We start from the raw sequence: 21,774 nt of genomic DNA on the forward strand, positions 1-21,774 counted from the left end.
CATCATATCATGTTCTCTTTTTTTACTGTCTACCTGAAGGGGATAATAACAGCTCAGGGTTGAGTCAGCTCTTTTTTTATCTTTGTCCTGCTGAGGTTTTATGGAATGGACGGTATTGGTACAATTGTGTCCGGGTAATTCGTGATTGTAGGCAGCTTCCTCCTTTGGCGCTCGGATTCTTTGAAGTTGTGCGCGATTCTGTTGGGTTCGCGCGGATCCCGGTCTTTTGCGCGTGCATTTCTTCCGTTTGTGCGCGGTTTCCTCACTTTCCGCGCTGTTTAATGAGATTTTTGCGCTGAGACCTTTGGATTCGCGCGAGTCTCGGTCTTTTGTGCGCCCATTTCTCCGGTTTGTGCGCACTTTCTCTCCTTTTACGCGCGGCTTTTTTGGAGTTGTGCGCGATACTTTTGGGTTTGCGCGGGTCCTGGTCTTTTACGCTCGCATTTCTTCCATTTGTGCGCGCTTTCCCTCCTTTTGCGCGCGGCTTAATGGGATTTATGCGCGGGACTTTTGGGTTTGCGCGGGTCCTGGTCTTTTACGCTCGCATTTCTTCCGTTGTGTGCGCTTTCCCTCCTTTTGTGCGCGGGTTCCGGTCTTTTACGCTCGCATTTCTTGTGCGCGCTTTCTCTCCTTTCGCGCGCGGCCTTAATGGGGTTTATGCGCGGGACTTGTAGTTCGCGCAGGCTATTGTTTTCTCTAGCCATAGAAAAAAGCGCCTATCATTTAAAGGCGCTTTCTCTTCGATTTTTCCAATGCAAGCATCTTCATATATTGCTTTTCCATTTCAGACATTAGTTCAGACAGCTGTATATAAGAATGATAAAAAGCCGGTCGTGCAAAAATGAAATTCAGCCGTTCCTTAAGGTTCACTGGCTTTATTGGCAATTCTCCAGGATCTGACTGAAGGTTTACCGGCTTGCTGTTTGCCCAATACAATAGCTGTAAAAATACTCCCAAAGATACTTTCATCGGATCTAATGCTGCCTTCTGGTCCCGGTTCGAAAAGTGCATACCCAGAAGATGTTTCTGCCCTGCCCACTCATTCATTAAGACAGGAATAAATTTTTCGCTGGTTTCCCAAGGCCTTACAGCAGGTATGCCCCTATAAAAAGCCGCTTCATATAGAAATGGCGGTAGAGGCTGATAAGCGGAAAGGGATCCTTCTTTTACAGCCAATGAATCATTCATTTTGTAAAACAGGGAATGGCATAATTGTTCTGTAACAGGAATGACTATCTCCCCGGTCATTTTGCTTGCTTCACCTTCATACGTTTCTTGCCTTCCCGGCATAAATCTAGCAGAGGGCAAATCTCACATTGAGGATTCTGTGCCTTACAGTGATATCTTCCAAAAAAGATCATACGATGATGAGTAATTGACCATTCATCCATCGGCACTTTCTTCATTAATGTCTTTTCAACTTCCAGTACAGAGTCCTTCCAGCGGCAGAAGCCAAGCCTTTTGCTTACTCGTTCAACATGAGTATCGACTGCAATAGCAGGCACTCCATAAGCCACTGAGACAACGACATTGGCAGTTTTGCGGCCTACTCCAGGAAGCTTTGTCAGCTCATCTCTGTCACGCGGCACTACACCCTCATATTCATCCAGAAGCAATCTGCACAGCTTTTGGATATTTTTAGCTTTGTTGCGATAAAGACCAATTGAGCGGATATCTTCCTGCAGTTCCTCTATGGAAACATTGAGGTAATCCTGGGGTGTTTTATACTTTTGGAACAGGTTTTTTGTCACTTTGTTTACCAGTGCATCAGTACATTGTGCAGATAGTGCTACAGCTATGACTAATTCAAATGGATTGGAATGATTTAATTCACAATGTGCCTCCGGGAACATTTCCCCCATTGCATCAAGGCAGTATCTTATTTGTGTTTTATTTAACAAAGAAATCACCAACTTACTATCTTCAATATTTTGGGTGCAGCTTTAGCCTGCTTACTGTTCAAGCCAATTATAAAAGGGAACAGATTTCGTCGTCTGTGACGGAGTGTCTTCCCTCTTTGTCCTTAGCTGTGCCTGGTTCTGCCTGAATTTTTTTCCATAGCTTTTAGCCTGTTCAATCGTTTTTATGCCATTCTTTTTCCACTCAAAAAGAATCCTGTCTATATATCTGAAATTCAGTTTGCCGGACAGGACAGATTCTCTTAATGCAGCTTTTATAATATGGGGATCATGATGATCATCATCCATCCAGAGCGCAAGTGTTTCACATTCAAAAGGTGAAAGCGGCCTGCCGAATTCCCTTTCAAAGCAAGTATAAAGATCTGTTTCCTCCTGCTGTATCTTAACAGCTTCCTCTTTCTTGCCGCTGAGCAGAAACTGATCAATGAGCTTCTCCCAAAGCGGATCTAGATGGTATTTTTCATATCTGATGCCATCAGCAGAGTAGCTATCTTTGATATCAAAAAATCCTTTTTGGATTAGTTTCCTTAGCATATCCGTACATTCAGCCACAGAAATGGTCATGCGCGAAGATAATTCTACAGGGGTGGGAAATTCATTCCCATGTTCAATATAGGAAATTACATGAAGAATTAAGACGAGTTCATGCTCATTCAAATTCATTTCTTTATATTGAGAAAGCAGGACTCCAGGTATTGAAATATTTCCTTCCTGAAGCCATTTTAATAAACTATTTTTAGACATTCGGGACACCTCCTTCTCAGTATATCATGAACACAGTGGCCAAAGTGAGATGAAAAACCGGTAACTTTTCCATGAAGATTCAGCTTGACTGCTTTCTTCTGGAAGATGTTGCGGGAATCTGAAGAAGCAAAAAATCCGCGGAAGGCGGATTTCTGCTTTATCTATCAGTTTTTTAAAAAATTATGGATATAGGCGGTTTAATAAACGAGGAAAAGGAATTGTTTCACGTACATGCTCGACGCCGCTTATCCACGCAACTGTTCTTTCAAGTCCAAGACCAAATCCCGAATGCGGTACGGACCCATATTGACGAAGCTCCAGGTACCATTTGTAAGCATCCCTATCTAACTTATGTTCATCAAGGCGCTGCTTTAGAAGGTCATAGTCGTGAATACGCTCAGAGCCGCCGATGATTTCTCCATACCCTTCAGGTGCAATCAAGTCGGCACATAATACAACATCTTCTCTTGATGGATCAGGCTGCATATAGAATGGTTTCAGTGAAGTTGGATAGTGTGTGATAAAGACTGGCTTATCATAGCTTTCTGCAATTGCTGTCTCATGCGGTGCACCAAAGTCGTCTCCCCACTGGATATCATCAAAACCTTTTTCCTGAAGAAACTTAATTGCTTCATCATACGTGATGCGCGGGAATGGTGCCGTAATTTTTTCAAGTTTCTCCGTATCACGGCCTAGTGTTTTGAGTTCAATTGAACAGTTCTTAAGAACAGATTGTACAATATGAGCTACATATTCTTCCTGTACTTTCAGGTTATCATCAAACTCACAGAAAGCCATTTCAGGTTCAATCATCCAAAATTCGATTAAATGACGGCGAGTTTTGGATTTTTCAGCACGGAAGGTCGGCCCGAATGAAAATACTTTTCCAAGAGCCATAGCAGCTGCCTCCATATAAAGCTGGCCGCTTTGTGATAAATAAGCATCTTCATCAAAATACTTTGTCGCAAAAAGTTCCGATGTACCTTCTGGGGCGCTTCCCGTCAAAATTGGAGGGTCAACCTTTGAAAAACCTTGCTCGTTGAAAAACTCATAAGTTGCCCGGATAATTTCATTTCTGATTTTCATGACTGCATGCTGTCGGCGGGAGCGCAGCCATAAGTGACGATTGTCCATTAGGAATTCAGTTCCATGTTCTTTAGGAGTAATCGGATAGTCCACAGCCTGATGAATAACTTCCAGGCCTGTAACCAGCATTTCAAATCCGAAAGGTGAACGCTCATCCTTTTGAATCTTGCCAGTAACATAAACGGAAGATTCCTGTGTAACTGATTTTGCACCCTGGAAAATCTCTTCCGGCACTTCCGCTTTCACTACAACACCTTGAATAAAACCAGTCCCATCGCGCAGCTGTAAAAATGCAATCTTTCCGCTTGAGCGCTTGTTGGCAATCCAAGCTCCAATCGTAACTTCCTGATCAACATATTTATGAACTTGAGAAATTGTTGTTTTTATCAATTTATGTTCCCTCCAAAAAAATCTAAGCAATCACTTCTTATGTAACGCTATATATTATACCTTCAAGCACATTGACAAGCAATATTAGTAATATTTTAAGTGTTCTTACGAAAAATACAGAAGGAGGCCGGATATAATCCAGCGCTCCTGTTTCACAAAAATTAGAAAGTCCAAAATTTTGAACGTCGATTTCTAACGTAAGCCTTGAAGTGTACGGGGTGGGCAAGGCGCTTCCGCTTTTCTTTACTTCATGTTCTTTTCTACAAATCCATGCATCCGTTCCACAGCTTTTTCTAATAATTCAAGAGAAGTTGCATATGATAAACGGATATTATCCGGAGAGCCAAAACCAGAACCTGGAATTACTGCAACCATCGCTTCCTCAAGAAGAGCCTTAACAAATTCATCGACACTCTCAAAACCGGTCAATTCTGCTGCCTTTTTCACATTGGGAAACAGGTAAAATGCTCCTTGTGGTTTTACACAAGTAAAGCCTGGTATGCTGATTAATTTATCATAGATAACATTTAATCGATGTTCGAATGCTTCTCTCATTTCTTCCAGTGTATCCTGTGATCCGGCATATGCAGCGATTGAACCATATTGTGCTGTTGTTGTCGGGTTGGATGTGCTGTGGCTGGCAAGGTTGGTCATGGCCTTAATAATATTCTTATTACCTGCTGCATATCCAATTCTCCACCCTGTCATGGAATGAGACTTGGATACCCCATTAATGATAATGGTTTGTTCTTTAAGTTCAGGTGAAATTTCAGCAATCGAAGTATGCTGGTGGCCGCCATATACCAGTTTTTCATAGATTTCATCAGAAATGATAAGGACATTATGCTTTAAACAAACCTCGCCAAGCTCCTTTAATTCCTCCGCTGAATAAAGCATGCCGGTCGGGTTGCTTGGTGAGTTAATAATCACTGCCTTGGTTTTGTCAGTTATGCTTTTAGCCAGCTGTTCCGGTGTGATCTTAAAATCATTCTCTTCTCTTCCCTCTGCATAAACAGGAATACCTCCTGCTAGTTTAACCTGTTCAGGATAGCTGACCCAATATGGAGTCGGGATAATGACTTCATCCCCTTCATTAAGCAAAACCTGGAAAAGTGTATATAAGCCATGCTTTGCACCATTGGTAACGATGATTTCTGAAGCGTCATACTCAAGTCCCTGGTCTTTTTTAAACTTGTTTGCGATTTCTTTCTTTAATGCTGGAAGACCTGCTGAAGCCGTATATTTTGTATGTCCCTCATTCATTGATTTCACTGCTGCATCGATAATATGCTGCGGCGTATTAAAATCCGGCTCGCCTGCTCCCAATCCAATAACATCATGTCCCTGGGCTTTTAGCTCTTTTGCTTTTGCTGTGATTGCCAGAGTTGTTGATGGTGTCAACGCTTTTACTCTTTGTGCCAGTTGAATCTCCATTTGCTTGCTTCCTCCCGATTTTCTCCTGCACTAAGGCGCTGTAATGCCTCAGGCTATAGATTTTCAATTTTTTTTAGCCATTCTCCTGTTTTAAAATCTATATAATAATAATTTATTAAATCACTGCCGGAACGGTAATGAATTTCCCATAATGGAATATTTTTCTCCATTCCAAGCCGCACAGACATGATTTCAGCAGCATTTTTCTCCTGCTTAAGTCTGTTAATGGCCTCATTTCTGGAAATTCCTTCAGATTCTTTCAGTGTAACGATTTTCCCTTTTTTTTCTGGAACCCACACATATATACTTGTCCCATCATGATCTTTACCCTCGATTACATAGTAGGTCTCAGTGCCATGATATAAATTGAAATCTTCAGTTTCAGCAAGATCTGTTTCCTTTTTCGCAAGCTCTACAGCCTTTGATTCTGCCGCTCTAACCGGCTTCATGCTGTTGAAATAAATTAAAGAGCCTGCTCCAATGCATATGACAAGCAGAATAATGATACCCCATATTGCTCTCTTCATGTCTCAATCACTCTTTTATGTACGATAAATCGTAAAAATCGCTTTATTTTGGTCTTCCTGATCAAGCGCCAAACCGAACATCAAATCTTTTTCTTTTAAAGTTCTGTTCAGTGCATCAACAATTTTATACAGATCCGGGCTTTGCTGGATCTTCACGGTAGATAAAACCTCAATTTTGCTTTCCATTCTGGAATTCCTCCTCAGCCTCTACAATATTTGTAACTTATATACCCAGCCGTTAAGGTTAAACTAATTTTACAAAGAAATAAATCTCAGTAACAGTATAACAGCAGAATTGATTAACTGGTATTAAAACAACTACAAATTTTCTTCTGGTCCACCACGTCAAGCTGCGCCGCAAGCGCAGCTTTTTTCATTTGGCCATTAAATTTTGATTGCTAATTATTTGGCCTGTTGAAAGTGATAAAATTCCCCCTAAAAGTCATTACCTTCACAAAATATTTCCCTTTGATATTTTGGTGAAGGTATATGTTTATTTGAACTCCTCGCCCTGGAAAATCGTGAATAATTCATAATTAATGTCTGTAAATTTGATGGTGACGGTTCCGTGCTTTCTTGTATAATATACATCAACCCAGGCATCGTTTAACAGCCCGAACAGATCCGAATCATGTTTTATGGATGGTTTATAAAAAAGAATGGCGATCTGCGGATCCAAATGTTTGATCATCTCTTCTGATATGGAATCGTTCCTGCCAAACGCAGGAAGTTTTACAATATTAACATTGGATAACTCTTTTTTCATGAGAAAATCTTTAGATTTTGGACTAGTCGAGTTCATAAATAATACACGATGCCTTGCAAATGTAAAGGAAATATCCATTCCTTCCCCCGATTCATTACCTGCGTAAAGAACTTCTGCAAGCAACCCCGGAAATAGCTGCTGCTTAAAATTCTGATTCCAGGCATGCAGACTAAGGTCACTGATTCCGTTCTCAGCCCTCAACTCAGAAACTGCAGAATCATAGGCAATAATTTCTTTAACCCCAAAATCTTCTATCAGCCATTTAAGGCTGGCCACGTTATATAATTCCTCATCTGTCAGGATAATAGCTGAAATCCTATTTACGCCATATAATTCAAGAAGCTTCTTTAATTCTTCCTCTGTTCCTGGCCCGCCGGTGTTAATAAGGACTTTTTCGTCATTTCCATGATGAAGCAAGGAAGCCTCGCCATCAGACAAGGAAAAAAACGTAAAAGCCAGCTCATCACTTTTTAGTTTTAGATCAATGCTTTCCACTTTAACAGGAACTGCTGGTGAATCCTTAGGTATGTAATACCAATTCGTGAACAGTAGCATAAAGGCGAACAGCACGTTCATCTTTCCATTCCTCCTACATATGAACAAAAGCATACTGAGGATTTATAAATAAAGAACCCACAAAATTATAATGCGTTAATCATCTAAATTTATCCTGATAAAAACCAGATGCCTTGTTCTCCTAGTAGGATTCCGGTGAAAATCGCGGAATTTTTTACAGCCAAGTATAAATTAATTCGACAATTTCATCAATATTACTTTTCTGGACAGGAATAGGCGGAATGGAATCCAGAAATGCCTTTCCATACCTTGCGGTGATAATTCTTCGGTCAAATATCACGATGACTCCTCTATCCGAACTTGTTCTAATTAATCTCCCGACACCTTGCTTAAAGCGGATAACTGCTTCGGGCAATGAGTATTCGGAAAACGGATTTTTTCCTTCCTTTGCAATTTGCTCATTTTTCGCCTGTGCCATCGGTTCATCTGGAGGTGAAAATGGCAGCCTGACAATTACAAGACAGGAAAGATCCTCACCAGGGATATCCACACCTTCCCAAAAGCTGCTTGTCCCTAAAAGAATGGCTTTATCAAATCGCTGAAAATTCCTCGTAAGTCTTGATCTGCTTCCGCTTGTAACACCCTGGGCAATGAGAACATAATCCTCCAGGAACCCTGATTCCTTTATAAGCTCATAGGTTCTTCTTAACATCTCATGCGAAGTGAAAAGAATCAGCATTCTTCCTTTCGCTGCTTCCGCAATTGAAATTATATGCTCGGTAATTGATGCCACATACTCCTCGAGCGGTACTGCATTCACTTCAGGCAAATCATCAGAAATCACTAGCTTAACCTGCCTTTGATAATCAAAAGGAGATTGAATTTGCTTTAGAGTGCATTGCTGTTCCTCAAGCCCTAGTTCCTTTAGAATAAAACTGAAAGAATTTTTCACAGATAAAGTGGCAGATGTAATGACCGTACTTTCCTTTTGGCTGAAGAATTGTTCATTAAGATATTCAGAAACTGATACAGGCTGTGCATAAACAGTTGTAGCATTTTGTGCAGAGCGAGTATCCATTTCAATCCAAACAACAAATTCCCGGGACGGCAAGTGAAAGATATGGTTTAAATCCTCATACATTCCCCTTAAATCATCCAGAATGGAAGCCACTTCCTCCATTAATGCCTTCTCCTCAAGAGAAAGAGCTGATTTAATATTTGTAACTGCTCCTACACGGCTGTCTATGCCCTGGATCAATTCCTTAAGCATAAATTTAAAACGTTCGGCACTCGCTAATACGACATTCGTTTCCTTGTTATCAGCATTTCTATTAAATCGGACCGTAATTCGATTTACGCTTTTTTTTGCTTTTGTATATTTTTTAGCATAAATCGCTATAACTCTAAACAACTCATCCATTTCATGAATAATGTCAGCTATTGTTTGGTTGATTTCAAAAGAATGCATGACATCATCAGGTGCCGCTGCTTTCTCTTCCACCAGCTTTTCAAGCTTATAATACAGCTGCTTCTGTTCAAATAATCCAATTTGACCAAGCATCAGCCGAACTGATAGATAATCAAGCTTATTGCCAAAATGTTTCCCAGAAGCCTTAACAAAATGATGTCCCTCATCGATCACCACATGGCTGAATTCAGGCAAAATAACATTATCTGCTGTTAGATCCGTTAAAAGCAGTGAGTGATTCGTAATAATGATATCTGCCTTTTGGGCATCCTTTCTTGCCCTTAGATAAAAATCTCTGGAAATCCACGACTTATCCTGTAAAAAAGCTGTTTCATCATTCTTTATCCTGCTCCAGTAAATCATCCCGCCGCTTGACAGGTTTAATTCATCAATATCACCTGTGTCAGTCTCCAGCAGCCAGACAAGAATCTGCATTTTGCTAAGGGTTGTATCATAATTATCTTCATCATCTCTTAACGTTTGAGCGAACTTCGCAAGGCTGATATAATGGCTTCTTCCCTTCAGCAATACAGCTTTAAGCGGGAATGGCAGCATTTTTTGAAGCAGTGGAACATCCTTCCTCAGCAGCTGCTCCTGAAGCTGTGTTGTATATGTACTGATAATAACAGTTCTTCCGCTTTCCTTTGCATAAACAGCTGATGGAACAAGATATGCCAAGGACTTCCCAACACCAGTGCCTGCCTCAATCAATGCATGCCGTTTATTTTTGAACGCTCCATAAACCGAATCCATCATGATAAACTGGCCATCTCTTTTTTCAAAAGAAGGGAAGGCTTTAATGAACATTTCCTGCTTTTCCTCTTCACTGAAAGGAAAGCCCTGAAATTCGGAGCCTGCTAGTTCCCGTGGTTTCATTTCTTTTTTCAGTGCAATCCCTCTGTGAACTTCAATACCATCATCTAAATAACCAATCCTACTTTCATTAACCGCAATGAACTCGTCCAATAATATATCAAGATCACTCTTTAAGCCTCCAGACAGCTTATGCAGCAGGTCTATGGTGTTATGGGGAAGGTTTTTAAGCTTATTCAATAATATTAACAGGAGCTCAGCGGTCACATACGCATCACTGTCTGCCTGATGGGGACGTTCATGATTAAGGCCTTCCCGGAGTGCAAGATCAGATAATTTAAAGCTATCTGCAGTCGGAAAAAGAATACGGGCCATCTCAACTGTATCAAGAACAGGACCGTAAAATCCGTTATATCCTGCCTCAATTAATTCTTCCTGTAAAAAAGATAAATCAAATAAAACATTATGAGCCACAAAATAAGCACCCTCAAGCAAAGTCAAGACTTTAGGGGCAATTTCCGAAAAGAGCGGGGCATTCTCGACCATTTCATCTGACAATCCTGTCAGTTCTTCTATAAACGGGGGGATGGATTGCTCCGGGTTTACAAGGGAGGAGTATTCCTCTGTGATTTTTCCGTTTTCAATCACCACAGCAGCAAATTGTATCATTTTATCGCCTTTTTTCGGGGCGTTCCCGGTTGTTTCCAAATCCACTACAACATATTTATTACCCATGGCTAACACCTCAATATTCAGTCATTCAAACGGTATCATAAAAACGGAAAAAGAAAAAGGCAAATAGCTTTTCCCCTTATTATTTTTCTTCCACTTGAACTATGCAGTTATTCAGGCTGTTTATAAAAAAGAGCTGAATCTCCATAGGAGTTCAGCACTTTATAAAACTCTATTTAAAAAACTGTACTTTCCGGCTCTGCATGTATCATGTCAGCGATCCGATTGCTGCTGTCCATTATCGCTACCTTTGGTTCATGATAAGGCACCTTTTCATCAGGAACGAGAGCATATGAAATGATAATGACAATATCCCCTTCCTGTACAAGGCGTGCAGCTGCACCATTAACACAGATTACGCCGCTCCCTCTTTCACCGGGTATAATATAGGTTTCAAATCGTGCTCCATTGTTATTATTAACAATTTGAACTTTCTCATTGGGAGCCATGCCTACTGCTTCAATAATGTCTGTATCGATAGTGATGCTGCCAACATAATTAAGATTGGCTTCTGTTACTGTTGCACGATGGATCTTGCCATTCATCATGGTGCGAAACATGCTGTCTTCCTCCCTTAGCTTTGTTTTTTTACTGATATTATAGCGTTATCTATTAAACGGGCCTTTGAGAATTTAACGGCCATTGCGATGATGATTTTACCTTCCAGGCGGGAAAGCTGTTTAAGGTGGGGATAGGATAGGATTTCAATATAATCTATTTCCCCGCTTGTATTTTTTGTGATGAATTCCTTCATGCAGGCTAGAATCTTCCGGGGATCTTGTTCCCCTTCATCTATAGCGGACTCCGCCATCTTAAGACTTTGATGGAGAGCTGCTGCTTGATCTCGTTCTGCCGGAAGAAGATGTACGTTTCTTGAGCTCTTAGCCAATCCATCTTCTTCTCTGACCGTCTGAACAGGGACAATTTCCACTGGAATATTGAAATCTCGTACTAGCCCATCAACAACGGCCACCTGCTGAGCATCCTTCATCCCAAAATATACTTTATCAGGCTGTACAATGTTAAAGAGCTTTATAAGGACCGTTGCAACACCATCGAAATGTCCCGGCCTGGATTTTCCGCATAAAACATCCGTACGATCCTGTACTTTAGCTGTTACAGACGGAGTCTCAGGATACATTTCCTCTGCTGAAGGAAAGAAGATGTAGTCATTCCCCTCTTTCTCTGCAAGGCTGCTGTCACGCTCGAAATCCCTGGGATATGTCGCTAAATCTTCTTTAGGGCCGAATTGAAGCGGATTGACAAAGATGCTTACCACTGTCACATCATTTTCTTCTCTGGCGGCACTTAATAAGGAGAGATGACCTTCGTGTAAATAACCCATTGTCGGGACGAATCCAATTGTCTTTCCTTCCCTCTTAAGCTGTAAAGCAATACTTTGCATTTCTCTTATATCAGTAATCGTTCTCATGCTTTTCCTCCGTACAAGCTCAGCAGCTCTTCCTCTTTCATCTTGAAGGAATGGGAATCATCAGGAAATGATCCGTTCTTCACTTCTGCGGAATAAGCTGCAAGACTATCGGCGATAATTGGGTTCAGGTTTTCATACTGTTTCACAAACTTTGGAACACGCTCTACACCGTATCCCAATACATCATGGTAAACAAGAACCTGTCCGTCTGTATCCTTGCCGGCCCCGATCCCAATGACAGGAATCGTCAATTCATCAGTAATCTGCTTTGCCAGCTGTTTTGGAACACACTCAAGGACAAGAGCGAAAGCTCCAGCCCTCTCACATTCTCTGGCATCATCAATCAGCTTTCTGGCTGCTTCAGCGTTTTTCCCCTGAACTTTATATCCCCCAAGGACCCCCACAGATTGTGGTGTCAGGCCCAGGTGGGCAACAACAGGAATGCCTGCTTTTGTTAACGCTCCGATTTGTTGTGCGACTTCATCACCGCCTTCAAGCTTAACAGCATGTGCCCCTGTTTCCTGAATGAGCCTTGCTCCATTTATAAGTGTATCTTTTGCGGACAAGTGATAGCTCATAAACGGCATATCAATCACAATAAATGTATTTTTTGCTCCACGTTTGACAGCCTTTCCATGATGAATCATATCCTCCATTGTAACTGGAACAGTTGAATCATAGCCCAGCACTACCATCCCAAGCGAGTCCCCCACAAGAATCATGTCCACATTGGCCCCTTCGGCCTGTTTGGCAGCAGGGAAATCATAAGCTGTCAGCATTACAATTTTCTCTTCATGTTCCTTCATTTTTAGAAAATCAGTTGTTTGCTTCATCATTCGTCCTCCTTATGCAGGAAGAGGCAATAAAACTTCCAAATGAGTTAAAAAACAGAACATTAAAAAATCCTTCTGTAGGCAGAAGGATTTTGCAATAGCTCATATATCAGTTCATCCCTCTGTCCCGGTCCATTTTTTTGGATCTAGGCAGATATCTATTTATTTTATGATTCGCTCAAAAAAGGTGCAGTTCTTTTAAGGATACTGCCCATAAAAAGTATATCAAAAAGGCAAAAGAATTGGCTATAAAAATTTTAGGCAAACAATTAAACATCCAGCTCAATGTCCGCAGAATAGACATGATGGACCTTTCCGCTGCTGTCTTCGATCATCAGGACTCCATCTTCTGTAATTCCAAGAGCCTTGCCATATATACTGCCGGTAATAGTTCTTGCAGTAAGGTTCTTACCAATGCTGACAGCATAACTTTCCCATAAAAGCTTAATCGGATAGAAGCCTTTATCTAAATACAGTTTATAAAGGTTTTCCAGTTTTGCCAGTAATACTCTAATCAGCTCCGCTCTTGAAAGCTTTTCGCCTTTTTCAATGGATATAGAAGTGGCAATGTCTTTAAGTTCATCTGGATAATCATCAAGCTCCTGGTTAACATTGATTCCGATGCCGATGATTATTGAAATAATGCGGTCTGCATCCGCCTGCAGTTCCGTCAGGATTCCTGTAACTTTCTTCCCGTTCATTAATATATCATTCGGCCATTTAATTTGCGGTGTTAAATCTGTCAGCTCTTCAATCGCCTGTACAACAGCCACCGCTGTAATGAGCGTCAGCTGCGGTGCTTTCGGAGGTGGAATATTCGGCCTCAGGATAACACTCATCCATACGCCTGTTGATTTCGGGGAATGCCATCTCCTGTCCATTCTTCCCCTGCCTGAAAGCTGTTCCTCCGCGATGACGACCGTTCCTTCCTGCGCACCTTCGTAAGCAAGGCGATGAGCAATCTTCTGTGTTGAGTCAACACTTTCTTCATGATGAATTTGACGGCCAAGTGTTTCAGTCTGCAGACCCAGCCTGATTTCATCAGGAGTAACCTTTTCAGGTGTTTTCGTAATCCGATATCCCTTTCTTCTGACCGCTTCCAGTTCAAAGCCTTCTTTCCTCAGCTCTTCAATATGCTTCCATACAGCCGTTCTTGAGCAGCCAATCAGGTCGGCTAAATACTGGCCTGAAAGGTATTCCTCCTTGCTCTTCGTAAAAGCATCAATCAATTTTTTCCTAATTTCTGATTGCAATTTATGAGCCACTCCCTTATGGATTCATTGCTATTATTCAATTCGCCGCGCAAGACAGCTTCCTCCGTTTTTTCAAGAATTGCTTTAATCCAGGGTCCAGGAGGTTTGCCAAACCAATCCATCAGGTTATCTCCGGTAAGCTGAAGATCGCTTCTCTCTTTAATCGGCAGGCAATTATATTGACTCACCAGGATATCGGTTCCCCTGTTTGAGTCCTCATGCACGATTACGTTGAGGACCCGCTCGGCGTTTAGTGAAACGCATCCTGCCTGGTAAAGGGAATAGGCATCCCACTTATTTTTGGCTCTATACCGAATCCATTTATTAATTGCCAATATCTTTTTTATTTTCTTTACAGGCAGTTTCCAGCTTTTGAAAAAGGCTTCAGCCTGCGACTCGTCCAAGTTAAAGATGCATGCAAGAAAGGCCCACATTTCATCCACTGTCAGTTCAGCTGCATTATAATCTTCTGCCTGCATTAATTCCTTTTGGAAGCCAGACATATTTGGCAGATACTTAGATAGTCCTGTTTTCCCAATTATCATAAGAGCTTTCATCCGGCTGGTTCCTGCTAATAGTTTTTCGAATTCTGCCAGCTTTCTTTCAACTGCAATGTTTTCAAGTAAATGAGCCAAAGATGCCAAAGCATCATAAGTGTTTTTTTCAATTTCGAATGCAAGCTGACTATAAAAGCGGACTGCTCTCATCATTCGAAGTGCATCTTCAGTAAATCTCTCAGCAGGCTGTCCAACGGTGCAGATTCTTTTCTCTTCTATTGCTCCCCTGCCGTTAAATGGATCAATAAGATGCCCTTTCTTATCCATAGCAATGGCGTTCATTGTAAAATCTCTTCTTTTCAAATCCTCTTTTAGAGACCTGATAAATTGAACCTTTGAAGGCCTCCTAAAATCCAGATATTCAGCCTCTGACCTGAAAGTTGTAATTTCATAGGGTATGCCATTATGCAGTACAACCACAGTGCCATGCTCGATGCCCACATCAAGTGTTCTTGGGAATATGGTTTTGACTTCCTCAGGGGCAGCGGAAGTGGCAATATCGACGTCCGCAATTTCCTTGCCAAGGATAAAATCCCGTACTGAGCCTCCTACAAAATAGGCCTCATAACCTGCCGCTTCTATATTCTCGAGGACAGGAACTGCCCTTAAAAAAGCTTCATTCATCGAAGGTCACCTTTTTCCAAAAGTTCATAATAAAACTCTTCATATTGAATGACAATCTGACTGGCACTGAACCTTCCTTTAGCGAGTGAAATGGATTGGGAAGCAAACCTTTCAAGCAGGGGCACATCATTAAGCAGTTTAATTGCTTTTTTTGAGATATCAGTTATATCCCCCAGAGTACAAATATAACCTGTCTCACCGTCGCTGATTACTTCTGGAATTCCCCCAGTATTAGTGCCGATGCACGGCACTCCGCATGCCATTGCCTCGAGAGCAACAAGTCCAAAGCTTTCCTTTTCGGATAATAAGAGCATTAAATCACTGATGCTGTATAGCTCCTCCAGATTATCCTGTTTTCCCAAAAACAAGACCTTATCTTTAAGCTGCAGATCATTCACCAGCCTGCATATAACGGTCATTTCCGGTCCGTCTCCTACTAATAGCAGCTTGGAAGGAACTTCTTCCGTGATTTTTGCAAAAGCCTTAACAACATCAGGTACCCGCTTTACACCGCGAAAATTGGAAACATGGATGACAACCTTCTCATCCGGTTTTATGCCATATTCTTCTTTAAGATAAGCAGAGTCGGTTTTCTTGTATATTCTTTCATCTATAAAGTTATAAACTGCTCTTATAGATTTATCAGGTTTTATCAGGTCATAAGTTTGCGAAATGAGCGCATTGGATACAGCTGTAACGCCATCAGACTTTTCGATTCCGAAACGGATCGCATCTGTCAGGGATGGATCATACCCGAGAACTGTAATATCCGTTCCATGAAGGGTGGTAACAATCTTAATATCCGTGCCGCTCATCTGCTTAGCCAGAATCGCACAAACTGCATGCGGGATTGCATAATGCACATGAAGAAGGTCAAGTCCTTCACGTTTTATCACTTCTGCCATTTTACTTGCAAGCGCGATATCGTAAGGAGCATATTGGAACACGGAGTATTGATTTACATCTACCTGGTGATAAAAAATATTTGGGTACATCCTTTTCAGTCTAAAAGGGAGGCTTGATGAAATAAAATGTATTTCATGGCCTTTTTCAGCCAGCATTTTACCCAGTTCTGTTGCAACAACACCTGATCCTCCCACCGTGGGATAGCAGGTGATACCTATTTTTAATTTTTTTCTCATAATTCTCCACCGAATATATCCATATTAATCATTAAGGGCTTATTGACTTTAAAGCCCTCTGCATATTCCACCCCTGCCTGTTTTCCAAATAGGCCTTCCCTCGCTGCAACAGTCTCAATATAACCGTTGACAAGCGGAGTATCAAATGAACCAGGTTTTTTTACAAATTGACTTTGATAAGACTCCAGCCCTTCAGCTTTTTTATCCATAAAAGATGAGATATCAATTAGGAAGTCAGGCTTATGGAAACCATTTATCATGTAAAAGTGAAGGCTTTTCACCTTATGCGGAGCAAAATCCCCCCCTGTTTCGTATTTTCTTATTCCGGCCGAAAAGACGGCTTCTTCCACCAGCCGGGCACAATGGCCATGGTCAGGATGCCTGTCCTCCATGTAAGGTGCAAACACAAGAACAGGCTTGTATTTACGGATCATTTCCGCAATCTTTTTTATGTATTCCTGATTATAATATAAACCCCTGTCAGGCAGATTAAGTGTTTCCCGCACACTAACCCCCAGAATATCAGCTGCTTTCAGTGATTCCTCTTTACGGATTTCAACCGTCCCATTAGAAGAAAGCTCGGCCCGGGTCAAGTCGCATATTCCAATTTTTTTTCCGATTGAGGCAAATTTGGCAATTGTGCCGCCCATGCCAATTTCAACATCATCAGCATGCGCACCAAATGCCAGAATATCAAGATTATCCAGGTTCATTCATGTCACCTTTTTCACTTACAATATTCCTCCATGATAAATCATTGCGTTCCAGTCCTTTAATAATAATTTCAGCAGTGCCCATATTAGTCGCCAATGGGACGGCATATACATCACAGAGGCGCACCAAAGCTGAAACATCCGGCTCATGAGGCTGAACAGTCAGAGGATCTCTAAAGAAAAATACTACATCCATTTTATTGTTAGCAATTAAAGCACCAATTTCCTGGTCCCCGCCAAGTGGCCCAGACTGAAAACGATGAATGGAAAGGCCAGTTTCCTTCATGATGCGTGAACCGGTTGTTCCAGTAGCGTAAAGGGTATGTTCAGCAAGAATTGATTTATAGGCGATTGCAAATCTTACAATATCATCCTTTTTCTTATCATGGGCAATTAAGGCAATATTCATGGTGGCACCCCTTTCTAATCAATAATATTTTCGAGGCCGTAGACGAGAGTATCAATTTTTAAAACTGTATCGACAGCAAGTTTTACTCCAGACATAAAGGAAGCCCTGTTATAGGAGTCATGGCGGATGGTCAATGTTTGTCCCTCCGAACCGAACATAACCTGCTGATGAGCAATCAGGCCAGGAAGCCGTACAGAGTGTATATGCATGCCATCAAAGTTTGCGCCTCTTGCACCAGGAATCGTTTCCTTCTCCTGTGAATGGCCCTGCTCTTTGTTCTCTCTTACATCAGCAATCATTTCTGCTGTTTTCACTGCAGTTCCAGATGGAGCATCCAATTTCTGGTCATGGTGGAGCTCTATAATTTCCACATCGTTAAAATATCTTCCTGCTAATTGTGAGAATTTCATCATTAATACAGCACCAAGTGCAAAGTTTGGGGCAATAATGCAGCCGATTCCTTTTTCCTGGCAAAGTTCTTCAAGCTCTTTCAAATTTTCCTTCGAAAAGCCTGTTGTCCCAACAACTGGTCTAACACCATACTCCAGTGCTGTTTTCGTGTGGAACATTCCTACTTCCGGAGTGGTCAAATCAATAAGCACATCTGGTTTTAGTTCCTGAAAGCATAAGGCAAGATCTGTGTAAACCGGAACCTGGCCAAACTGTGAAAACCCTTCAAAATCGCCAAGAAAGCCTCCTCCATTTTTATGGTCGATCACTGCAGCTATTTCATAATTTTCTGTTCGATTAACAAGCTGGACGGCTTCACTTCCCATTCGTCCCCGCGGTCCCGCTATAACAATTTTAACTTTATCCATTGTTTTCTCTCCTTCTATTCTTCAATTCTTGTCCATCTGTCTTTATCACGTGTGCTGAATTTTTTCATGACACGATCGTGCGCTTCTTCCAAGTCAATATTTAAGGAATTAGCAAAGCATATTAGAACAAAAAGCATATCTCCAAGCTCTTCTTCGATCGCTTTTTCTTCCTCGGTGGATTTTTTGGGTTTTTCACCATAGTAATGGTTTACTTCCCTGGATAGTTCCCCAAGTTCTTCAGTCATTCTTGCAAGCATGGCCAATGGACTGAAATAACCTTCTTTAAATTGGCTTATGTATGTGTCTACTTCTGTTTGCATATCTTTCATTGATTTTGCTGGTTGCATTTATTTCACCTCTGCTTTTTATAGGTGTATCTATATACGGAGATTACCACTTTTCATGTTAAGCTAAAGATCGGCTATTTTACAAATATTTTTTATCATCGAGCTTATTTGATTCCCCTCTGCCATCTTGTCCCGGAAAGGTCATTGCTCTTATATTCTGTATCTTATATAATTAGATACGCTTTGGTATTGTGATATTCAGGCAGTGGAGGGATAATATGCATTTTGGAGTAAAATTTAAGAATATTTTTTTCATTTTGCTTGGTGCGGCCATTTTTTCGTGGGGCCTTGTTCATTTTAATATGCAGAATAATTTGGCTGAAGGCGGATTCACCGGGATAACACTGCTCTTATATTTCCTGTTCAAGTGGGATCCTTCTTATACAAACTTGCTGCTGAATATACCCCTTTTCTTTATAGGGTGGAAACTTCTTGGCAGGAATGTTTTTGTTTACACGATTATCGGAACGGTCGCTGTGTCCATTTTCTTGTGGATTTTTCAGCGGTACCAGATCGAAATGCCTCTAAAAGAGGATTTAACTCTTGCTTCTCTATTCGCCGGAGTCTTCATCGGGATTGGACTTGGGACCATTTTCAGGTATGGGGGCACAACAGGCGGAGTGGATATAATCGCGAGGCTTACCCATAAGTACGCAGGGGTAAGCATGGGAAAAACGATGTTCATTTTTGACTTTTTTGTTATAGCACTTTCTTTAATTACATACTTGGATTACAGGGAGGCCATGTATACTCTTGTTGCTGTTTTTATCGGTGCCAAAGTAATTGATTTTATGCAAGAAGGCGCCTATGCAGCAAGGGGAGCGATGATCATTTCAGAACAAAATGAAGCGATTGCCGATAAAATCATGAAAGAAATGGACCGGGGTGTCACCGTGTTAAAAGGCCACGGCTCCTTCACTAAGATAGAACGGGAAGTGCTCTATTGTGTAGTTGGCCGCAATGAAATTGTTCGTTTGAAAAATGTCATCACAGCTGTTGATCCGCATGCATTTGTATCGGTTACAGCTGTCCATGACGTACTGGGGGAAGGCTTTACTCTGGATGAAAATAAAAAGCCGGTTGAACGCTAAAGAATAGATCCAGGAGATGCCATAATGGCATCTCTTTTTTCAGCAAAAAGAAAAAGCCAGCTAGTGGTCTTGCCCCTGTCAAGTAGACAACATAAAAAGCTAAGCAGTGAGCGCGTGTCGATATTCAATCGGCGCGCGTATCTTTAGTTTCTTTTGTCTTCGTTTGTAATGGTAGAGGTAATTCTCAAGAGCTTGTTCTAGTTCTTCTTCTGACTTACACTTATTTATATACAGCTTCTCGGTTTTGAGGTGTGAGAAGAACGATTCTACACTGGCATTGTCCAGGCAGTTTCCTTTTCGAGAGTGGCTGCCCTTGATGCCATAATCCTCTAATCGGCTGCTGTATAGCTTTGACGTATACTGGAAACCTTGATCTGAATGGAGAACGGCTTCAGCTACGTCTTTTTTCTTGTCCATTTTTCTACTGTATTTAACACAAGTTCCAGATCATTTCTCTTAGATAGCTCCCAACTTACTATTTCGTTATTAAAGAGATCCTGTATGACCGATACATAATAAAATTCTTCTCCAACAGACACATATGTTATATCCATCTTTTGATTAGGTCCTGCAGCCCTGAAATTCCTTTTAAGGCGATTAGGGAAGAGGATAGAAGGACTACGACCGTGCCATTTTCTCTTCTTTCGGATGACTGATTGTATGTCCATTTCCATCATCAGCCTGCAGACCTTCTTGTGGTTAATTAAATACCCGTTTTCATTTAATTCATCTGTAATACGAGGCCGGCCAAATTCAGGATGCATGAAATGGATCCCCAAAATGTGCTCACGGATGACTTGTTCATCCTTAGCCTTCTCTTCCCGTTTAACATTCGTTTTTTTCCATTTGTAATAGCTAGCCGGTTTGATATAGGCAATCTCCAGCAGCCAGGAGACCGGATAGGTCCCCCTTAACTCATCAACCAGTTCATATTTTATTCTTCTGGGTATGTTTCCTCCTCCTTTACCAGATTTGGATACTTCTTTTTTAGAAATTCAACCTGTGCTTTTAAATAATCTCTTTCCTCTTCAACCGATTTAAATTTAGTCCTAGGCCTGCCTTTTAAAGGGTTAGAGACTCCTTACGCTCATCAAATGGTACTCCATCTTTCCATTTCTTAACCCACACTTTAAGCTGGCTGCAGTGACGAATTCCCAATTCTTCTGACAACACTTTATAGCTCTTAGACCCATTCACGTATCTCATGACGGCATTATGTTTAAACTCCTCCGAATAGCTATTAAAAGTTTGTCCTTTCTTTGCCATAGAAAAAATCCCCTCCAAGTAGCATTCTTTCCTCCATGGTAACATGAAGGTTTTTTTGAATGTCTACTTAAAGGGGACATTAACACTAGCCGGCTTTTTTAAGATAACTATCTAGCAGCTTTTCTTACTCGGATCTTGTCATACCTGTGTAAATAAGGATTAAACGCAGCAATTCCAGCACAGCAACAGCTGCTGCCGCCACATATGTCAATGCAGCTGCATTCAAAACTTTTTTTGTTTCCCGTTCTTCATCGTTTCTGATAATTCCGAGGGACACTACCTGATCCATTGCACGATTAGAAGCATTGAACTCCACAGGAAGAGTGATAACCTGGAATACCACTGCAGCTGCCATAAAGATAATTCCCAGCAGCACCATTCCGCTCAATCCTGCAAAAAAACCGATCATGATCAGAATCCAGGAGAAGTTTGAACCAAGATTTGCAACAGGCACAAGCGCATGGCGAAAACGCAGAAAAGCGTAATCCTGATTATCCTGAATTGCATGGCCAACCTCATGGGCCGCAATGGCAGCTGCTGCCACTGAATGGCCGTGATAATTTGTTGCTGATAGCCTGACAGTTTTAGAACGCGGATCATAATGATCCGTTAAATGTCCCCTGGTCTCTTCCACGCCAACGTTATATAGGCCATTTTCATCCAGGATTCTTCTGGCTACTTCAGCACCTCTCATTTGTGTGGATGAAGGAATTTTTGAATATTTGCTGTAAGCTCCCTTAACTTTCATTTGTGCCCAGAGCGGAACAAGAATAATTATTGCAAAATAAATGAGATATCCTCCCATTTTGTTACCCCCCATCAAGCTGATCATGTTGAATTTTAACCGCTGGCTTTTCTCTCCAGCATATGAGTAGTTCTAATTATCTTTTTCCC

24 protein-coding genes are annotated in these 21,774 nt (G+C 41.4%); 1 reads left to right on the plus strand and 23 read right to left on the minus strand.

The annotated features are described in order from the left end of the window. Window positions 1–723: 723 nt before the first annotated feature. The 19 genes from A361_RS19260 to A361_RS19345 form a co-directional block, all read right to left on the minus strand. Window positions 724–1,248 carry a YpoC family protein gene (locus A361_RS19260; protein ID WP_019380438.1) on the minus strand — a complete coding sequence of 175 codons (525 nt, stop codon included), beginning with the start codon at window positions 1,246–1,248 and terminating at the stop codon, window positions 724–726. Beyond that, the gene (gene nth, locus A361_RS19265; RefSeq protein WP_009332710.1) at window positions 1,245–1,901 is read right to left on the minus strand and encodes an endonuclease III; all 657 of its coding nucleotides are present in this window, start codon (window positions 1,899–1,901) and stop codon (window positions 1,245–1,247) included. Before nth ends, A361_RS19260 begins: the two co-directional genes overlap by 4 nt. Before the next feature lie 51 nt (window positions 1,902–1,952). Next, on the minus strand, window positions 1,953–2,663 hold the full coding sequence (locus A361_RS19270; RefSeq protein ID WP_019380439.1) for a DnaD domain-containing protein: 711 nt from the start codon (window positions 2,661–2,663) through the stop codon (window positions 1,953–1,955). 180 nt (window positions 2,664–2,843) lie between these two features. Next, on the minus strand, window positions 2,844–4,136 hold the full coding sequence (gene asnS / locus A361_RS19275; protein ID WP_157888601.1) for an asparagine--tRNA ligase: 1,293 nt from the start codon (window positions 4,134–4,136) through the stop codon (window positions 2,844–2,846). A gap of 246 nt (window positions 4,137–4,382) precedes the next feature. Next, window positions 4,383–5,567: a pyridoxal phosphate-dependent aminotransferase gene (locus tag A361_RS19280; RefSeq protein ID WP_026041604.1), complete on the minus strand. Its 1,185-nt coding sequence runs from the start codon at window positions 5,565–5,567 to the stop codon at window positions 4,383–4,385. A gap of 59 nt (window positions 5,568–5,626) precedes the next feature. Then, the gene (locus A361_RS19285) at window positions 5,627–6,100 is read right to left on the minus strand and encodes a DUF5590 domain-containing protein (protein WP_019380442.1); all 474 of its coding nucleotides are present in this window, start codon (window positions 6,098–6,100) and stop codon (window positions 5,627–5,629) included. Between the two features lie 15 nt (window positions 6,101–6,115). After that, window positions 6,116–6,286, minus strand: coding sequence for a YpmA family protein (locus tag A361_RS29145; RefSeq protein WP_009332715.1), 171 nt, complete (start codon window positions 6,284–6,286; stop codon window positions 6,116–6,118). 307 nt (window positions 6,287–6,593) lie between these two features. Next, window positions 6,594–7,442, minus strand: coding sequence for a hypothetical protein (locus A361_RS19290; protein ID WP_019380443.1), 849 nt, complete (start codon window positions 7,440–7,442; stop codon window positions 6,594–6,596). A gap of 154 nt (window positions 7,443–7,596) precedes the next feature. Next, window positions 7,597–10,398 (minus strand): ATP-dependent DNA helicase DinG, encoded by a 2,802-nt coding sequence (gene dinG, locus A361_RS19295; RefSeq protein ID WP_019380444.1) that lies wholly within the window; start codon window positions 10,396–10,398, stop codon window positions 7,597–7,599. Window positions 10,399–10,571: 173 nt separating this feature from the next. Beyond that, window positions 10,572–10,955, minus strand: coding sequence for an aspartate 1-decarboxylase (panD, locus tag A361_RS19300; RefSeq protein ID WP_009332718.1), 384 nt, complete (start codon window positions 10,953–10,955; stop codon window positions 10,572–10,574). 14 nt (window positions 10,956–10,969) lie between these two features. Next, a complete protein-coding gene (gene panC / locus A361_RS19305; RefSeq protein WP_019380445.1) occupies window positions 10,970–11,827 on the minus strand; it encodes a pantoate--beta-alanine ligase in 858 nt (285 codons plus the stop codon). Next, complete coding sequence (panB, locus tag A361_RS19310; protein WP_019380446.1) at window positions 11,824–12,660, minus strand: 3-methyl-2-oxobutanoate hydroxymethyltransferase; 837 nt, start codon at window positions 12,658–12,660, stop codon at window positions 11,824–11,826. The genes panC and panB overlap by 4 nt, the downstream gene beginning before the upstream one ends. Before the next feature lie 269 nt (window positions 12,661–12,929). After that, on the minus strand, window positions 12,930–13,913 hold the full coding sequence (locus tag A361_RS19315; protein ID WP_019380447.1) for a biotin--[acetyl-CoA-carboxylase] ligase: 984 nt from the start codon (window positions 13,911–13,913) through the stop codon (window positions 12,930–12,932). Continuing rightward, window positions 13,886–15,094, minus strand: a complete 1,209-nt coding sequence (locus tag A361_RS19320) for a CCA tRNA nucleotidyltransferase (protein ID WP_019380448.1) — start codon at window positions 15,092–15,094, stop codon at window positions 13,886–13,888. Before A361_RS19320 ends, A361_RS19315 begins: the two co-directional genes overlap by 28 nt. Further along, on the minus strand, window positions 15,091–16,236 hold the full coding sequence (gene bshA / locus A361_RS19325; protein ID WP_019380449.1) for an N-acetyl-alpha-D-glucosaminyl L-malate synthase BshA: 1,146 nt from the start codon (window positions 16,234–16,236) through the stop codon (window positions 15,091–15,093). Before bshA ends, A361_RS19320 begins: the two co-directional genes overlap by 4 nt. Continuing rightward, window positions 16,233–16,949: a bacillithiol biosynthesis deacetylase BshB1 gene (gene bshB1, locus A361_RS19330; protein ID WP_009332724.1), complete on the minus strand. Its 717-nt coding sequence runs from the start codon at window positions 16,947–16,949 to the stop codon at window positions 16,233–16,235. The genes bshA and bshB1 overlap by 4 nt, the downstream gene beginning before the upstream one ends. Continuing rightward, a complete protein-coding gene (gene mgsA, locus A361_RS19335; protein ID WP_009332725.1) occupies window positions 16,936–17,358 on the minus strand; it encodes a methylglyoxal synthase in 423 nt (140 codons plus the stop codon). The genes bshB1 and mgsA overlap by 14 nt, the downstream gene beginning before the upstream one ends. Before the next feature lie 14 nt (window positions 17,359–17,372). Next, entirely contained in the window at window positions 17,373–18,176 is an 804-nt protein-coding gene (dapB, locus tag A361_RS19340; protein ID WP_009332726.1) for a 4-hydroxy-tetrahydrodipicolinate reductase, read from the minus strand. Window positions 18,177–18,190: 14 nt separating this feature from the next. Next, window positions 18,191–18,523 (minus strand): nucleotide pyrophosphohydrolase, encoded by a 333-nt coding sequence (locus tag A361_RS19345; protein WP_019380450.1) that lies wholly within the window; start codon window positions 18,521–18,523, stop codon window positions 18,191–18,193. Between the two features lie 218 nt (window positions 18,524–18,741). Between A361_RS19345 and A361_RS19350 the strand changes: the two genes are divergently transcribed. Next, entirely contained in the window at window positions 18,742–19,614 is an 873-nt protein-coding gene (locus A361_RS19350) for a YitT family protein (RefSeq protein WP_019380451.1), read from the plus strand. A 99-nt stretch (window positions 19,615–19,713) separates the two neighbouring features. On the opposite strand, the gene A361_RS31535 is transcribed toward A361_RS19350, so the two are convergent. The 4 genes from A361_RS31535 to A361_RS19365 all read right to left on the minus strand — a co-directional run bounded on the left by A361_RS31535 (window position 19,714) and on the right by A361_RS19365 (window position 21,685). Continuing rightward, entirely contained in the window at window positions 19,714–20,031 is a 318-nt protein-coding gene (locus A361_RS31535; protein ID WP_167543169.1) for an IS3 family transposase, read from the minus strand. Beyond that, entirely contained in the window at window positions 20,010–20,609 is a 600-nt protein-coding gene (locus A361_RS31540) for an IS3 family transposase (protein ID WP_420480837.1), read from the minus strand. The genes A361_RS31535 and A361_RS31540 overlap by 22 nt, the downstream gene beginning before the upstream one ends. 67 nt (window positions 20,610–20,676) lie before the next feature. After that, entirely contained in the window at window positions 20,677–20,880 is a 204-nt protein-coding gene (locus A361_RS31545; protein ID WP_369010369.1) for a transposase, read from the minus strand. A 124-nt stretch (window positions 20,881–21,004) separates the two neighbouring features. Continuing rightward, on the minus strand, window positions 21,005–21,685 hold the full coding sequence (locus A361_RS19365; protein ID WP_019380396.1) for a zinc metallopeptidase: 681 nt from the start codon (window positions 21,683–21,685) through the stop codon (window positions 21,005–21,007). Between the last annotated feature and the right edge of the window lie 89 nt (window positions 21,686–21,774).

The organism is Cytobacillus oceanisediminis 2691 (assembly GCF_000294775.2).
Taxonomy (GTDB): domain Bacteria; phylum Bacillota; class Bacilli; order Bacillales; family Cytobacillaceae; genus Cytobacillus; species Cytobacillus pseudoceanisediminis.